The 13,086-nt window shown below is 49.9% G+C and carries 10 protein-coding genes; 5 read left to right on the top strand and 5 right to left on the bottom strand.

Annotated elements, in window-relative coordinates; translation table 11 throughout:
* Positions 1-378: 378 nt before the first annotated feature.
* From H6F91_RS21320 to H6F91_RS21300, 5 genes are all read right to left on the bottom strand, one after another.
* Entirely contained in the window at positions 379-1,242 is an 864-nt protein-coding gene (locus tag H6F91_RS21320; RefSeq protein ID WP_190771279.1) for an ABC transporter permease, read from the bottom strand.
* A gap of 20 nt (positions 1,243-1,262) precedes the next feature.
* Positions 1,263-1,628 carry a DUF4870 domain-containing protein gene (locus H6F91_RS21315; RefSeq protein WP_242035906.1) on the bottom strand — a complete coding sequence of 122 codons (366 nt, stop codon included), beginning with the start codon at positions 1,626-1,628 and terminating at the stop codon, positions 1,263-1,265.
* A gap of 226 nt (positions 1,629-1,854) precedes the next feature.
* Positions 1,855-2,190 carry a DUF4870 domain-containing protein gene (locus tag H6F91_RS21310; RefSeq protein ID WP_190771345.1) on the bottom strand — a complete coding sequence of 112 codons (336 nt, stop codon included), beginning with the start codon at positions 2,188-2,190 and terminating at the stop codon, positions 1,855-1,857.
* Positions 2,191-2,508: 318 nt separating this feature from the next.
* Positions 2,509-3,564, bottom strand: coding sequence for an ABC transporter substrate-binding protein (locus H6F91_RS21305; RefSeq protein WP_190771281.1), 1,056 nt, complete (start codon positions 3,562-3,564; stop codon positions 2,509-2,511).
* 652 nt (positions 3,565-4,216) lie between these two features.
* Positions 4,217-6,364 (bottom strand): flavin-dependent dehydrogenase, encoded by a 2,148-nt coding sequence (locus H6F91_RS21300; RefSeq protein ID WP_199307967.1) that lies wholly within the window; start codon positions 6,362-6,364, stop codon positions 4,217-4,219.
* 165 nt (positions 6,365-6,529) lie between these two features.
* On the opposite strand from H6F91_RS21300, the gene H6F91_RS21295 reads away from it, so the two are divergent.
* The 5 genes from H6F91_RS21295 (at position 6,530) to H6F91_RS21275 (ending at position 12,778) form a co-directional block, all read left to right on the top strand.
* Entirely contained in the window at positions 6,530-6,766 is a 237-nt protein-coding gene (locus tag H6F91_RS21295) for a hypothetical protein (RefSeq protein WP_190771282.1), read from the top strand.
* A 631-nt stretch (positions 6,767-7,397) separates the two neighbouring features.
* Positions 7,398-8,486, top strand: coding sequence for a pentapeptide repeat-containing protein (locus H6F91_RS21290; protein ID WP_190771283.1), 1,089 nt, complete (start codon positions 7,398-7,400; stop codon positions 8,484-8,486).
* Between the two features lie 447 nt (positions 8,487-8,933).
* Positions 8,934-9,341, top strand: coding sequence for a hypothetical protein (locus H6F91_RS21285; RefSeq protein WP_190771284.1), 408 nt, complete (start codon positions 8,934-8,936; stop codon positions 9,339-9,341).
* Between the two features lie 929 nt (positions 9,342-10,270).
* A complete protein-coding gene (locus H6F91_RS21280; protein ID WP_206754957.1) occupies positions 10,271-10,882 on the top strand; it encodes a DUF928 domain-containing protein in 612 nt (203 codons plus the stop codon).
* A 618-nt stretch (positions 10,883-11,500) separates the two neighbouring features.
* The gene (locus tag H6F91_RS21275; protein WP_190771286.1) at positions 11,501-12,778 is read left to right on the top strand and encodes a DUF3747 domain-containing protein; all 1,278 of its coding nucleotides are present in this window, start codon (positions 11,501-11,503) and stop codon (positions 12,776-12,778) included.
* The last annotated feature ends 308 nt before the right edge of the window (positions 12,779-13,086 follow it).

Below are 13,086 nucleotides of genomic sequence, written 5' to 3'. Positions count from 1 at the left end.
AACACCGTTTGAGTGGGGTGGCAAGCGAGCGGCACGACGACAACGAGCGCGATCTAAACGACCTAAGCATCGATTAGGAGGGTCTGGGGCTGTAACCCAGTCCTTGGTGGCCTAAAATGCTCCACCTGAAATGGCAATACTCACGCCAGATGACCCACGATTTGCCGGGGGAGCAGCGGGAGCCGCAGCAGAATTGGGTTTTCGAGAAGGAAATTTGAACAGAGCCATGCTAGATGCACTCAATGCATTGTTCCTAGTATTCCCACTGAGCGGTAGAAATTGATGATGTTTAGCCGAGCAACTTTCTAATATGCCTGTTTGCAAGTGTTAGCGTGGTGTTGTCCATCGCGCTAACACTTTTTCGGCTTTGCTAGAAGTTTAATCAAGTGCGCCTTGGCGGAGGGCGATCGCCAACCCCCCAAACACAATTAACATCACCACCAGGGCAAAAGCTGCACCCAACGGCCAGTTATACGCCACCCCAAACTGAGACGAAATCAAATTACCCAGCATAATTCCGTTGGGGCTGCCTACCAGGCTGGGGGTGATAAAATCGCCCATTGTCAGCGAAAACACATTAATGGAACCTGCCAACACTCCCGGCATCACCAGAGGTAGGATCACCCGTCGAAAGGTAACCAATGGCGACGCATTCAAATCTGCAGAGGCTTCCAGCAAATTGCGCGGGAGTTTTTCAAAGGCGGTGATGACGGGCAAAATCATAAAGGGTAACCACACGTGCACAAAGGTCAGCATGGTGGAGAACTGATTATAAAGAAAGACCGAGCTGGGTTCTTGCAGAATGCCCAGACCCATCAGTGCGGTATTCAAAATGCCGTTGTAGCCGAGAATAATTTTCCAGGCAAACACACGAACTAAGTAGCTTGACCACAGCGGCAGGATAACCAGCGTGGTGAGAATGCCACGATAGCGCTGCCCATAGTTGGCAATAAAATACCCCACAGGCAGCGCGATCAAAATGTCAATCAACGTGACCCCAAGCGCTGTACCTACCGTTCGTAAAATGACTGTACGGTAGGATGGATTGGTGAAAATCGCGTGAAAATTTGAGAGATTGAACTGCCGGACAATATCAAACGACTCCAGCTTCCAAACGCTATAGGACATCAAAATTGCCAGCGGTACGAAGTACAGCAGCGTCATCCACAGTAAAGGTGGAATGAGTGATGCATACAGACCTGTGGGGAAGATGGAGCGCGATCGCCTAAAGGAAGCATCCATAGCGAAAAGTTGACGGTGGTTTACAAAATCCGAGAGATAAACGGATAGGAAGCAGGAGTATTGGGGTGATTCAAAACCGAGATGATCGCGAAGATGGGTAGAATGATGCTCGCAATTCCTAACAGAATGAGAAGAGGTATACCAATGCCAACAAGTACAAGAAGGCCAAAGACAAGCCCATAGAACAACAAATTAATTTGAAGATTCAAAACTTCCTTAGCATTGGCTTTCACTACCGGATCCTGGCTCACAAACAGGATGACCAGGGGAACACCAATGACCGCAACGGTGGAAGTGAAGAACACGGAAGCGTGACAAATAACCGATAGAATTTTGCGAGTGTTAGAGTCTGCCATCGTTAAACTTGGGGAGCCAGAGATCGTCATCTAAGAGGTACCAATGTGGTTCTACCCAAGATTTCAAACCCGCGTCAAGGTTTTGAAACTAGACTTGACTTAATTTCATCTGCCAAAGCATAAAATGTTTTTTCTGGGAATTTAGGTGCATCCCACTTTTGTGAGTGAAGCGGGCTTCGCCCGCTTCACTCACAAAAGTGGGTTTCCAAATTTGCAGACGTGGGATGCACCCGGGAATCTTTTACAGCTTTAAAGATTAGAACAGGCGGAAGATAAAGGGATAACGATAGGGAATGTCAGGCCGCTCGAGCACTTTTACGATGGCAATGATAGGCATTACAATGCTGGCAACACCCAACAACACTAGCAACGGAATGCCAATAACAAACAGAATTAAGACAAAAAAGAGAATTGCATAAGCATAAAGATTGATATGGAAGTTTAAGGATTCCTTCGCGTTTTCCTTCACGACGGGGTCATTTGAAACATAGAGAACAATAATGGGAATCGAAATGGCAATGATCGTCGAGCTCAGAAAAACAGCCGCATGACAAAGCACTGAAAGCGCTTTGCGATTGTTGGGGTCTTCCATATTGGTAATCCTAAAGGGCGATCGCCTATACTCTGCTGTTTTACCGGGTGGGGCGATCGCCGTCAAGCTTGCGTAACACATGGCAGCAATTCTCATTGTGAGCTTCAAATCCGAGAGTTCGTGCCCTACGGGCACGAACTCTCGGATTTGAAGCCGGAAAACGGCTCGTCCCGGGCGAGCAGTTTTCCGGCTGGATTCCAAAACGAGAATTACTGAACATATGGCAAGAAACTGTTTGAAAAGTCCGCCAAGGGTTAATTTTTCGTGCGCGTAGCGCACGAAAAATTAACTTTTAAAGCAGATTCTTAGAAGAAAGCATTAGCTACGGATTTCATTCCACACCTGAACCCACTGGTCGTAATTTTTCACACTCTGCCACATGTTGATCTGGGAGTGCAGCGACAGGTCATCCATAAACAGCTCGTGGGCCTTTTCAGCGCCAACGGCTTTAGCGCCCAGGGTGGTTGCGCCCGAGTATCCGGTCACATCCATCACGCCTTTTTGGCCCTCGCCGCTCAAAATATAATCAATCCACTGATAAGCGGCATCTTCATGGCGGGAGTTTTTGGAGATCATCCAGGAATCCGTCCATCCGGTCAGTTTCCCTTTAGGGCTGGCGGAGGCTACCGGAAACCCTTCGTTGCTGAGCTGGGTATAAGTCAGCGGCCAAGCATGGGCCATTACAATTTCACCCGACTGGAATAGATTGGCCAACTCCCCGGCAGTCGTCCAGAATTTGCGGATGTTGGGTCGCAGGGCCAGTAGGGTCTCCTTCACCTCTGCCAGATCCTCATCACTTAAATCATAGGGATCGGGCTTCCCTAACCACAGCGCTACGTCTGCGATAGTCATGGGGTTGTCTGGTAGAGAAATTTTCCCGGCATATTGCGGATCTGACAACACATCCCAGGAGGTGGGTGCTTTTTTCACGTCTTCTGTGTTGTAAACCAGCACATTCGGTCCCCAGGCGAAAGTCACACCATAAGGCTTGCCATCAAACGTGTTCCATCTACCACCCTGAAAGGATTTGAACACACTGCTGTAATTTTGCAGCTTGCTGGTATCGATAGGCTCCACCAATCCAGCTTTGTAAAGTCTTTCTGTGATATCACCCGAAGCCGAAATCAAATCATAGTTACGACCGCCACCCGTGCGGAACTTTGCGAACATTTCGTCACTCGAGCCGGCATAGGTCGCTTTAACGGTACAACCCGTCTGTTCTTCAAATGCTTGAGTAAAGGATGGATCGGTGTATCCCTCCCAGACGATCGCCGTGAGGGTACAGCTCGCAGCCTGGGCTGAAGATGCAGGCAGCACCAGTGATGCCAGACTTAACAGGCCAATCAACACGGTGCTCAGCACACGATTTAGCATAAATTTCACTCGCTTATCAGAGGCTATCAAAAGGTGTTTGAAATATTGATTCTTTTGGCCTTACAGCACCGAAAGAATCAGCCCTTTCCAGGAGATTTCAAACCTCTTAGTTGGGATGAGCGGCCTAAAAGGCAATTGGGGACAACTCAACCCTCTGAAGAGAATCGCCTTTCAGTCTAACGAGAGTACCTGTTGAGTGAGTGTTCGTCAGCAGCATTCTGTAATATTTCAAATTGACAGCGCTTGAAAAGCGCTGTAAGGCAGAAGGCAGAGGGCAGAAGGAAAGGCGAAGGATTGAGGATTAGAAAAGAAGGTAAGCAAGTCCTTCTCTTGTTCTATTACCGATTCCCCACGACCTTCCCTCTTCTGCCTTCTGCCTTTCAAAAAACATTCACAAAAATAAAGTGCCATGCACAAGACATGACACCACAGACCAACACTATTCAGTATCAAGGAGATTCAGTTTGCATCCATGAAGCCCACGTGCTAACCCGGAGGTGCAGGAGACATCTCATAGAAACTTCAAACTATACCCAGTCTATCAGTAGACATCCGGAACAACCACCTATTTGTCGATAGTAAGTAAGGAAGTCTTAACCTGGATCTCAGGGAGATTACGCGATATTCAGGCCCCTGAGGCATTTCACGCGTATCAGCCCATAGGCGTAGTGCCCGACGAAACAGGGGGTGAGACCACTCGGGGGGGAGTAGAACGAAGCGATCGCCCCATCCCCTGTCGCATCCCCTGAGGAATTCCCATGCCATAGGTGAGCCCATAACTACGAGACAACAGCCAGAACCATAGGCCAGGATTGCGGGGTTCCAACCAGGGCTGCACCCACTGAGTAAAGCCAGGAAGCCATTGAAATAACCAGCTCACCAGAGCCATCAACGTAAAGTTGAGGTAACTACCGACCCACCGTATCAGGTCGCGTGGGCCGGCTAATTCCCAAATCCACAGCAGCAATCGCGGGTTTCTCCAGGCCGCTTTAATGGCCATATAGTTAAAAGTTTTCCAACCAGCTCGATCCTTAATAAAGCGATCAGCCACTTCAGGGGGTTCTGCAGCTAATATTCCGAAGAAAGTATTCAGCATGGAGTTCACCCGCTCGGGCGAAATGTTTTTACCCGTGGGTACCATCATCCCCTTGGAGAACAGCCAGGTCACAGCAATGTTGCTCTGGAAGGCGCGAATCTGATTTAAGTATTGGGCCTGAAGCAGATCATGGCGTAAAGCTACATCCAGCAGCACTGTTAATCGAGGCAGGTTTCTCACGAGAGAGCCGAAGCCCGTGAATACCAGGGGAGATTGCAGAGATGCGGCATCACCGATCGCAACTAGGCGATCGCCTGCGACGGTGCGATCGCCCCCACCCACACTAAAGAATCCCGGAATGTAGCCGAAGGTGGCCTTCTTCCAGCGCAGCTTGTCCATATCACAGCGGCGATACTCCGGCAGGATCGTGAAAAAGTCTTCGTACAGATCCAGCAGGGAGCCGGGGTTCTTGGGGTGAACCTGATGGTAATGGAACAGGTAGAAGGTGAGTTCGTCACCCCGACCGGGGAATAGTTCCCAGATTAACTGCCGCCCTCGCGACACGTCTCCGTGGCTATTCAGTACATCCCCGTAGTCAGAATCCCAGACGCCCGGTTCGAAGCCACCGTCGATAACGGCTCCGACCGTTGGGCAAACGCTATCAAAGGCACGACCGCCATTTAATTGCCAGGCGATCGGGGAAGCCGTCCCCATGGCATCGACCAGAAGCCGACCTATGGCGCATCGGGGAACTTGAGTAGCCAGGTTTCGCACCTGTAGCACGACCCCGTCCTGGGCCATGTCGGCCCGCTCGAATTCGGTTTCGTCCCAAATATCGCCGCCTGCAGCCCGCAGTTTTTCGCCACACAGCCCCAACAGCCTTTCGGCATCCATCGCGATATTCAACACCGTGGGGGTGTGGAGGATAGGGGCTTTGGCGATCGCCGGGTTGTTGGCATCAAAAAACTTGTTGAATCCATCCCGGTACTCCCGGGCAATCATGGACTCAAACTCCTCCTGGGTAAATAGGCCCAGGTCGATCAAGCCCTGAAACTCCTGCCGAGAAATATTCCACTCCCGATTCATTCGCCCAAAGGGTAGGCGCTCTAGCAGCAGCACTCGGTAACCCAACTGCGCCATCACTGCGGCATGAATAGCACCCAATGCCCCACCAACATAGATCAGGTCATAGGTTGGAGGTGGGGTGCCCTGGCCCTGTTGAGCCAGAAGTTCCTGGACAGTCTTATTGGATTGGGGAAAGACAACGGGGCGGGGCTGCTGGGGATGATTCACCCCATCTCGCCACCGTCGCTCCCACCAGTACACCCGCGTCAGGTCGTACTCCCCATTCGGAATCTGCTGGAAGTACTGGACGGTTTTGGGATAGTGGGAGGCCAATGCCTCAAAGATGCTTTGTTGTGTCAGGTCAATGTCGGGTGGAGCGGGATATTCGTTTGGAAACTGTTGACGGATGGCCTGAGTCAACTGCTTTAGAAGTTGAGATTCTTCGTAGGTAGAACGATCGCACCAGCGGAATACCTTTAAATAAGTACTGCGGTTCAGCGACCACACAAAAGTCACCCATTGGGCCGATGACCCTGTTTCAGATTCTGTGGCGATATGAGAGCTATCATGTAGCACCAAGCGAAAGCCATCTGGGGTAACGAGCTTCTGCCCCACGCCAGGGTTAAAGGAGTTTTGGAGCCACTGCCGTACGGCTTCCGTATCGGGAGTTGGAATTTCCAGGTATAGGATCTCTCTCATCAGCGTTTTAGTTCGGGAATTTCCCAGAATTCCTGTGTTGATTTGATCAGGAGTGCGCTAAACTTCGCTATACGCGAACCTTAAGGATCTTTACAAATCTCTCATATTTTTGGTTTTATCCCCATCCTTATCTTAGAACCGGACCGGCAGCGGCCATCTCCAGCTATGAATTATCCCATCCCAACGAACCCTGAGGAAATTGTGGCACTGCGCCATCGCCCTGTTGATGAAACTGTTGTAGCGGCGGCGATCGCCGGGGTTATTCGGCTGGCTCGCCAAGAAGGGCGGTCCCTGGAAGACCTCACGGCTGAAGTAATGGCGGATGATCGTCTACTCGAACCGGCTGCCCGCCAACAGCTTAGCGAGTTGGTGGCCCACGCCTGGGCTAGCCTACCTGATTAATCTTCTGAATAAATGCGACAAAAGGGAAGACTGGGACTGGTTCCAGCCTTCCCTTTTGTCACATTAACTAGGGAACGGCGCAAAACAAGTGATGTTCTGCAACAGTCCCGTACTTTTCTAAAAATTTTGGGATATTGTGAATGTCTGAACTTCTCAAACAGGAGATTCGCCATAGATACCCATAGTCCTAACCAGACCCTGGATGTTTGAAAAGTTGATTTTTAGCGCACCCAGCGCTCTAAAGATCAATCCGTCCCAAAGCTTTTCAAACCCTCTTTCTGGAGATACCATTCAAAAACTTTCCTTTTTAAATGGGATTGTAGAGGTTTACGGCTCTCTCCCCCGATAAGCTGAGGATAGTGGGGGAAGCTTACGAAAACTTAAGCACTTCCCAGTCTCTGGCCTGAAAAGAAGTCACAGACTTGCGATAGGCTTAGGGTGTCACGGATGCTTCATCCCAAGGATCCGTCATAATAGCGTATACATTCCTCAAAGCTCGGTCTGTTGTGCTGTCTCGGTGTCTACCTTGATTAAAAGCTGCTCAAAGGTAGGTCGAGTCAGTCAAAATAATAAATAGACAGGGCTATAGAGTACGGTGATAAAAGAAACTGGAAACGCGATCGCGACCTGAATGAACGATATTGACCATAGCTATAGAGTATTAGGTCTTGAGCCTGGAGCATCCATGGAAGAGGTGAACCAGGCTTATAAAGATCTGGTCTTTATCTGGCATCCGGATCGGATTCCCCAGGACAATCAGCGGTTGCTAGAAAAGGCTCAGGAGAAGTTGAAGGAGCTGAACCAGGCGCGCGATCGCCTACGTAGCTCTATGCGAGAAGCGAAGCGCGCGACTCATACCCACTCCACTCCGCCTTCCTCTGGTTCAACCTCTTCATCTTCCTCCAACCGCAGCTATTCGAATGCTTCTCGGGGTTCTCGGTCCTATTACCAACCGCCCCCCCGTCCGCACTATTACTATCAGTCCTACTCTCAGCCTCATCAGCCGAACAACGGCTCACGCTCACCTTATGGGGCTTCTAATAGCAATGGCTATACACCGCCAGGGCACTCCTCTAGCCCCAATGGTGCTAGCTCAACAAATCATTCATCTAGCCATTCTTCGAGTTCTTCAAGCAGCCACTCCTCTAATCACTCAAACAACCCTTCCTCTTCTTCAAGCAGCCACTCCTCTAATCACTCAAGCAACCCTTCCTCCAGCCAGAATGGGTCGGATAGCCATAGCTCGGGGTCCTACAGTTACCGCTCCAATCCCTATAACTACGCTAAGTACGAATCAACGAATAACCAGTCCTATACTCCTCCTCCCCAGTCACCGCCTCCCCCTCGCCCTCAAGCCCCTGACCTCAGTGGTGCAGATTTGAGTGGCCAAAACTTGAAGGAGAAAGACCTTTCAGGGCGCAACTTGAGCCGGGCGAACCTTAGTAATGCGAATCTGAGTGATTGCTTTTTACACAAAGTGAACCTCAGTGATGCCAACCTACAACGAGCCAACCTCTTCCGGGCCAATTTGTTGCAAGCAAATCTCCGCAACGCTAATTTGCGTGAGGCCAACTTGATTGGAGCTGATCTAAGTGGAGCCGACCTGACTGGAGCCGATCTCAGCAATGCTCAGGTAGGTGTACGAGACAAGTTAATGGTGAAGTTGACTGGGGCGATTTTGACCGGGGCAATTATGCCGGATGGCACAACCCATGCTTAATTCTTCGGGTCTGTTTTAAGGAGTATCTTTCCGTATGCTTTGCGCACAAAAAGATAGTCCTTAAAACAGACCCTAGTAGGCAACGAACTTAGGCCGTAGCCTACTAGTCTTTTTGTCGGAGAAGAGTGAGGAATACTTCCTCACTCTTCTCTCCTTCTTTGCAGGAAAATTTACAAAACTTGAACCTTACCTATCTATATAAGTTGGTTTTATTAATACGTTTGAACTGACGGCGACCATGATAATCCCTGGAGAGGAGGTAGAGAGCTTTCTCTACCACTTGTTCAGCTCGGTGGCGCTTAACTTATGGAAAATTTAATTCCTCGTATAATTGCTAAACCTCCTCTTAAAAAAACATGCTACTTTGATATGAACTTCATATAGTTTTAATGAAACATTCATCAAAAATATACGTCTAACCCTGGAGTGTGTGGGAGGAATCAGGATATGTCCGTTGAGTCAAGCGATGGGTTGCCCGCTTCAGCTGCCATGAAGCCTTTGGCTCAGCCCCTTTCTGGGATGCCAACGCTGTTTAGCCACATTCCTTCGGAGCGGATTGGTCCGAATGGAGAATACGACTATTACGGCCTATCCAAACGGGTATGTATAGCGTTAAACGAATCCTTCAGTTCAGACGAAATTCGTAATCTGAAGGTGCGGCAGCGGGGGGCTATGATTGTCCTTCTAGGCAATGTTCAGAACCGCCGATTACTTTCACGTATTGTGCAAGTCGCTGCATCCGTCGAGGGAGCGGTTGGAGTTGAGTTAAATGGTGTAAGTATTGTTCCACCTTCTACAAACGGTAACTGTTGGGACGATTTTGTCGTCCTACAAACATTCCATCAGTGGATCTAAGCCGTGAATCAATTCATTTTTAATTTCTTTTAAGAGAGTGATAGTAAGCCATTACTCTCTTAAAAGAAATTGAGCCAAAAGGGATGGCAGGTGCTTTGCACCTGCCATCCCTTTTAGCTTTAACCTTGGTCCGGATTAACAATATTTTTGAGGGTGACGAGCTGTGCGGCCCTCCTATGTTTTTAGACGATTTAGTTATATCAATTTAAAAACTAAGCTAACCTCAGCTCGGGATAAGCTGAAGTGCTCATTTTGGCGTGCGCTTTGCGCACGCCAAAATGAGCGTTTTCGAGTGCCGTGCAACGCGCGGCACTCGAAAACGCCCTTAACCCGAACTCAGGTTAAGCTAGGCAGATGTTTGTAGGGAAATGGCTCTACGAGCCATTTCCCTACAAACATCTGCACTGGGTTCTGTTCAAATTGGTATTAGGACAAATTATTTCTAGCAAGCCGCAGTCTGTGTGGCTTGCTAGAAATTAATCTTCCTTCTTCTAATCGCCTAGTGCTAAAAACGTGTTGCGTCAGCAAGGGTAGATGCTTCGGCTTATTCCCAACTCGTGCTGGGTGCTTAGGGCTTACTGTCAAAGATCTTAGAGAAGGGGGACGTGAGCTTTGCGCGTGCCCTTCTCCAGGATCTTATTTGACAGTGAGCTCCTTATGGTACGCATAGAAAACCGAAATCGGAGTTCTGGTTTTTATGCACCTGAGCATAAGACATACATGTAATCTTGCCGATTTCGGCAATGAAAGAGGGCGGTACCTCCATTGAAAACCAGTACACTGCCTTGTACTGTCAAAAACAGTTGACTAACCCCGTGAACGCTATGAAGGATTTGCCAGGTTCACAAATTCTCAATCAGGTATCGCACTACTATCTAATCGGGCTTCTGGGCCTATCTCTATGGGGAGCCCCCTTAGCAAGCTTGACTATGGCTTCGGGATATCAGCCTCAAAATCCCTCTAGCCCAAATGGTCCTACCGGCTCTACGGGGACTCGTGGCTGCCCAGCGGCAAGTGTGATGCCCCTGACGGCTCTCGCTCCTCAGAGCCACGTTGGTAAAACAGTCTCTACTTATCCCACCTTCTTCTGGTATGGACCGGATACGAACAGCTCAACGATTGGCTTTAACCTATATGCCGTCAATGAAGCCGGAGAATCTGAGCTGCTCTGGCAAGAGACGCTCACAGCGATGCCGGGGCTGATGCATTACACCCTTCCTTCTACCGCACCGGGTCTTGTGGCAGGTCGGCAGTACCGGTGGGAGGTAGAACTGCTGTGCTATCCTGATCGCCCTTCCAGTCTTTTACGGGCTGATGCTTACATTGAAGTAGTACCTTCAGTGTCAACGCGTGGCGCTGGGCAGCTTGCTGAAGCAGGTATTTGGTATGACGCTCTGGCAGTCGCTTTGGCTACCCCAAGTACCCCTGAGTGGCTAGAACTGTTAGGTTCTCTTGCACAACTTGAACCCGCCACTACAGATGGACAGACCCTCAGCCAGCGCGATCGCCTTCAGCTCGTGATCGATCACGAGCGCTCCTGACTTCCTTTTCTTATATATCTATGTGACGGGCTTAAACATTGCTTAGAGTCTGCTTAGAAGGTTGTTTTTCGTGCGCGCAGTGCACGAAAAACAACCTTCTAAGCAGACCCTCGCTCAGTAGAAAGACGGTGATAGGCAGAGTGGATATTCTACATCACCGTCTTTCTACTGAACGTGTTCATTCCGCGCTGTGCTAACTCTTAAGCGGTAGACCTGTCATCAAATAAAGATTTGACGTGGAATTTCGGAAATTCTTGAGCACTCTTAACGAAACTGATATAAGATTTTCAGTCAAAACAAGCCTCCATTGCCCAGGTCACAGGGCATAAATTTCCGTGAAACCTCTGAAGCTGATCTGCGTCTTAAGGATTATCGAACCCACCGATCTCAACCGAAAGTGACATTTAGTCGAAATAGCCTTTGATGGTTAGCGTCTAGAGGTTACGTCGGGAGGGAGGATGCATGCTGTTGTGACCGTCCGCGAAGACGTGGCAGCCAAAAATTCAAAAGTTCGCTGATGAATTAGATGACCGGTGGAAGTATTTGGATAAGCGCTTACCAATGATTCATGAATCGGGGACTGCAAATTACTTCACACCTACTCAGACATATCACGCTATGAAACTCGCACGTTGGTTGCGCCTCACAACTCTGACTGCATTAGGTCTTGGCTTAGGATTGACCAGTAATTGGGCGGCCGCGATCGCCACGAACTTCTCTGCCGCAGATGTTGATCAAAACCGCTTCGTTTTAGTTGCTACATCGGGTGGTAGTCGCCTCACAATTCTGGAACAAATCACCAACGCTCGTTCCTGTTGGCAAGCTAATGGTGAAGAGATTGACGTTTTACTGCTGAACTTTGACTTCACCGGAATTTGTGGTCGTTCCTCTGACCTAAATGGTTACTCCATTCGGGCAGCAGGCCAGGATCTGGGTGCCCAATATCGCCTTCAGGTTCGGCCAGAGGGCAACGTCATGGTGCTGTATGCCACTCCCCGTCGCGGTGGCACTTCTCTGGAAGTTGGTCGCACCCGCGCCTTACCCCGTGAGTTTGGGCGAATTTATCTAAATCCTGGCTGGCGCATTGCCCGGCGGGTTTACAACGGCCGAGACCTTGGGCACCTGTATCTGGCTAATGACCAATCTGAAGCAACCCTGGTTGCCAATGCAAGTCGTTCCAATGGTGGATCCACGGTTGTGGTTCAGCCCAGCCCGAGCACTGGCTCCACCAGCGGTTCTATTCCTGTTGTGATTCCTTCTCCCTCCGGCTCGGCTACCGGTGTTACCCCCCCTAATCCGGATGATCGGTCTACCCGTCGTGTTCGTCGAACTCGCCGCAATACTGACAGCACCAGTCAACCCGTTGCTGAAGCTCCCCGTACGCCTTCAACCAACGGACCTATCAATATTCCAGTACCTGAGCCAGAAACCCGACCGACACCCTCGACTCGGCCTTCTGGGCCATCGGTAACGGGTTCTGCCTTGCCACCGCCTCCCTCGGCTTCCGGATCTCGGGGGGATGTGGCCGTGGTGCCTGTCCCTGCCCCACCTCCTACGCCTTCGGGCGATCGCCCTCCTGGTGACCGTATGATTCCAGTGGTTCCCGTCACCCGTGACATCAACTTTGGCGGAGGCAGTTCATCTACGGGAACTCCACAACCTTCCAATCGGCTTGCTGCTGACCTGGGATTTGGCTATCGCCTGATTGTCAGCGACAGTAGCCCCGAAGCTCAACGTCGTGTACGTTCTGTGGTACCGGATGCTTTCCGAACGGTGATTGACGGTCAGGTTGTCATGCAAGCTGGGCTGTTTTATAACGAAAATGAAGCCAACAATTTGCTGCAACGCTTAAGCCAGGAAAACTTGCCTGCTCGGTTGGTGCCTGTAACTAATTGATTGCTTTTCGTGGCAGCTACCCACGAAAGGCGATCGCTCAAGACAAGTTCGGAGAGTTACGTTCCCTGTTATTAAGCGAGTGGGGTTGAATATACAATTCAGCCCCACTCATTGTATTTTTCGCGGTATGAAGCAAAAAGCATAAAACTCAAGTGTCTTGTCGCAACAACGGAGTTGCCACCAGGAAAGATCTGAGGCCATGTTCTAGATAGGCGGCTGGACGCCAATCATCCCATCTACCTATTTAGAGGAGTACCATTGCCTGAGCTTGGTTCGAGACGTTAGATACAACGCCCCTAACCAATCGT

It is taken from the genome of Leptolyngbya sp. FACHB-8, from assembly GCF_014695575.1.
Lineage (GTDB): Bacteria > Cyanobacteriota > Cyanobacteriia > Elainellales > Elainellaceae > Vacuolonema.
This window is presented reverse-complemented; position numbering and strand designations above follow the sequence as displayed.

What these genes read in the sequence shown, in the direction of transcription:
- H6F91_RS21315 (WP_242035906.1), bottom strand. Translation starts at nt 1,628, where the DNA reads ATGACGATCTCTGGCTCCCCAAGTTTAACGATGGCAGACTCTAACACT.
- H6F91_RS21290 (WP_190771283.1), top strand. Translation starts at nt 7,398, where the DNA reads ATGAACGATATTGACCATAGCTATAGAGTATTAGGTCTTGAGCCTGGA.
- H6F91_RS21295 (WP_190771282.1), top strand. Translation starts at nt 6,530, where the DNA reads ATGAATTATCCCATCCCAACGAACCCTGAGGAAATTGTGGCACTGCGC.
- H6F91_RS21310 (WP_190771345.1), bottom strand. Translation starts at nt 2,190, where the DNA reads ATGGAAGACCCCAACAATCGCAAAGCGCTTTCAGTGCTTTGTCATGCG.
- H6F91_RS21275 (WP_190771286.1), top strand. Translation starts at nt 11,501, where the DNA reads ATGAAACTCGCACGTTGGTTGCGCCTCACAACTCTGACTGCATTAGGT.
- H6F91_RS21300 (WP_199307967.1), bottom strand. Translation starts at nt 6,364, where the DNA reads ATGAGAGAGATCCTATACCTGGAAATTCCAACTCCCGATACGGAAGCC.
- H6F91_RS21320 (WP_190771279.1), bottom strand. Translation starts at nt 1,242, where the DNA reads ATGGATGCTTCCTTTAGGCGATCGCGCTCCATCTTCCCCACAGGTCTG.
- H6F91_RS21305 (WP_190771281.1), bottom strand. Translation starts at nt 3,564, where the DNA reads ATGCTAAATCGTGTGCTGAGCACCGTGTTGATTGGCCTGTTAAGTCTG.
- H6F91_RS21285 (WP_190771284.1), top strand. Translation starts at nt 8,934, where the DNA reads ATGTCCGTTGAGTCAAGCGATGGGTTGCCCGCTTCAGCTGCCATGAAG.
- H6F91_RS21280 (WP_206754957.1), top strand. Translation starts at nt 10,271, where the DNA reads ATGGCTTCGGGATATCAGCCTCAAAATCCCTCTAGCCCAAATGGTCCT.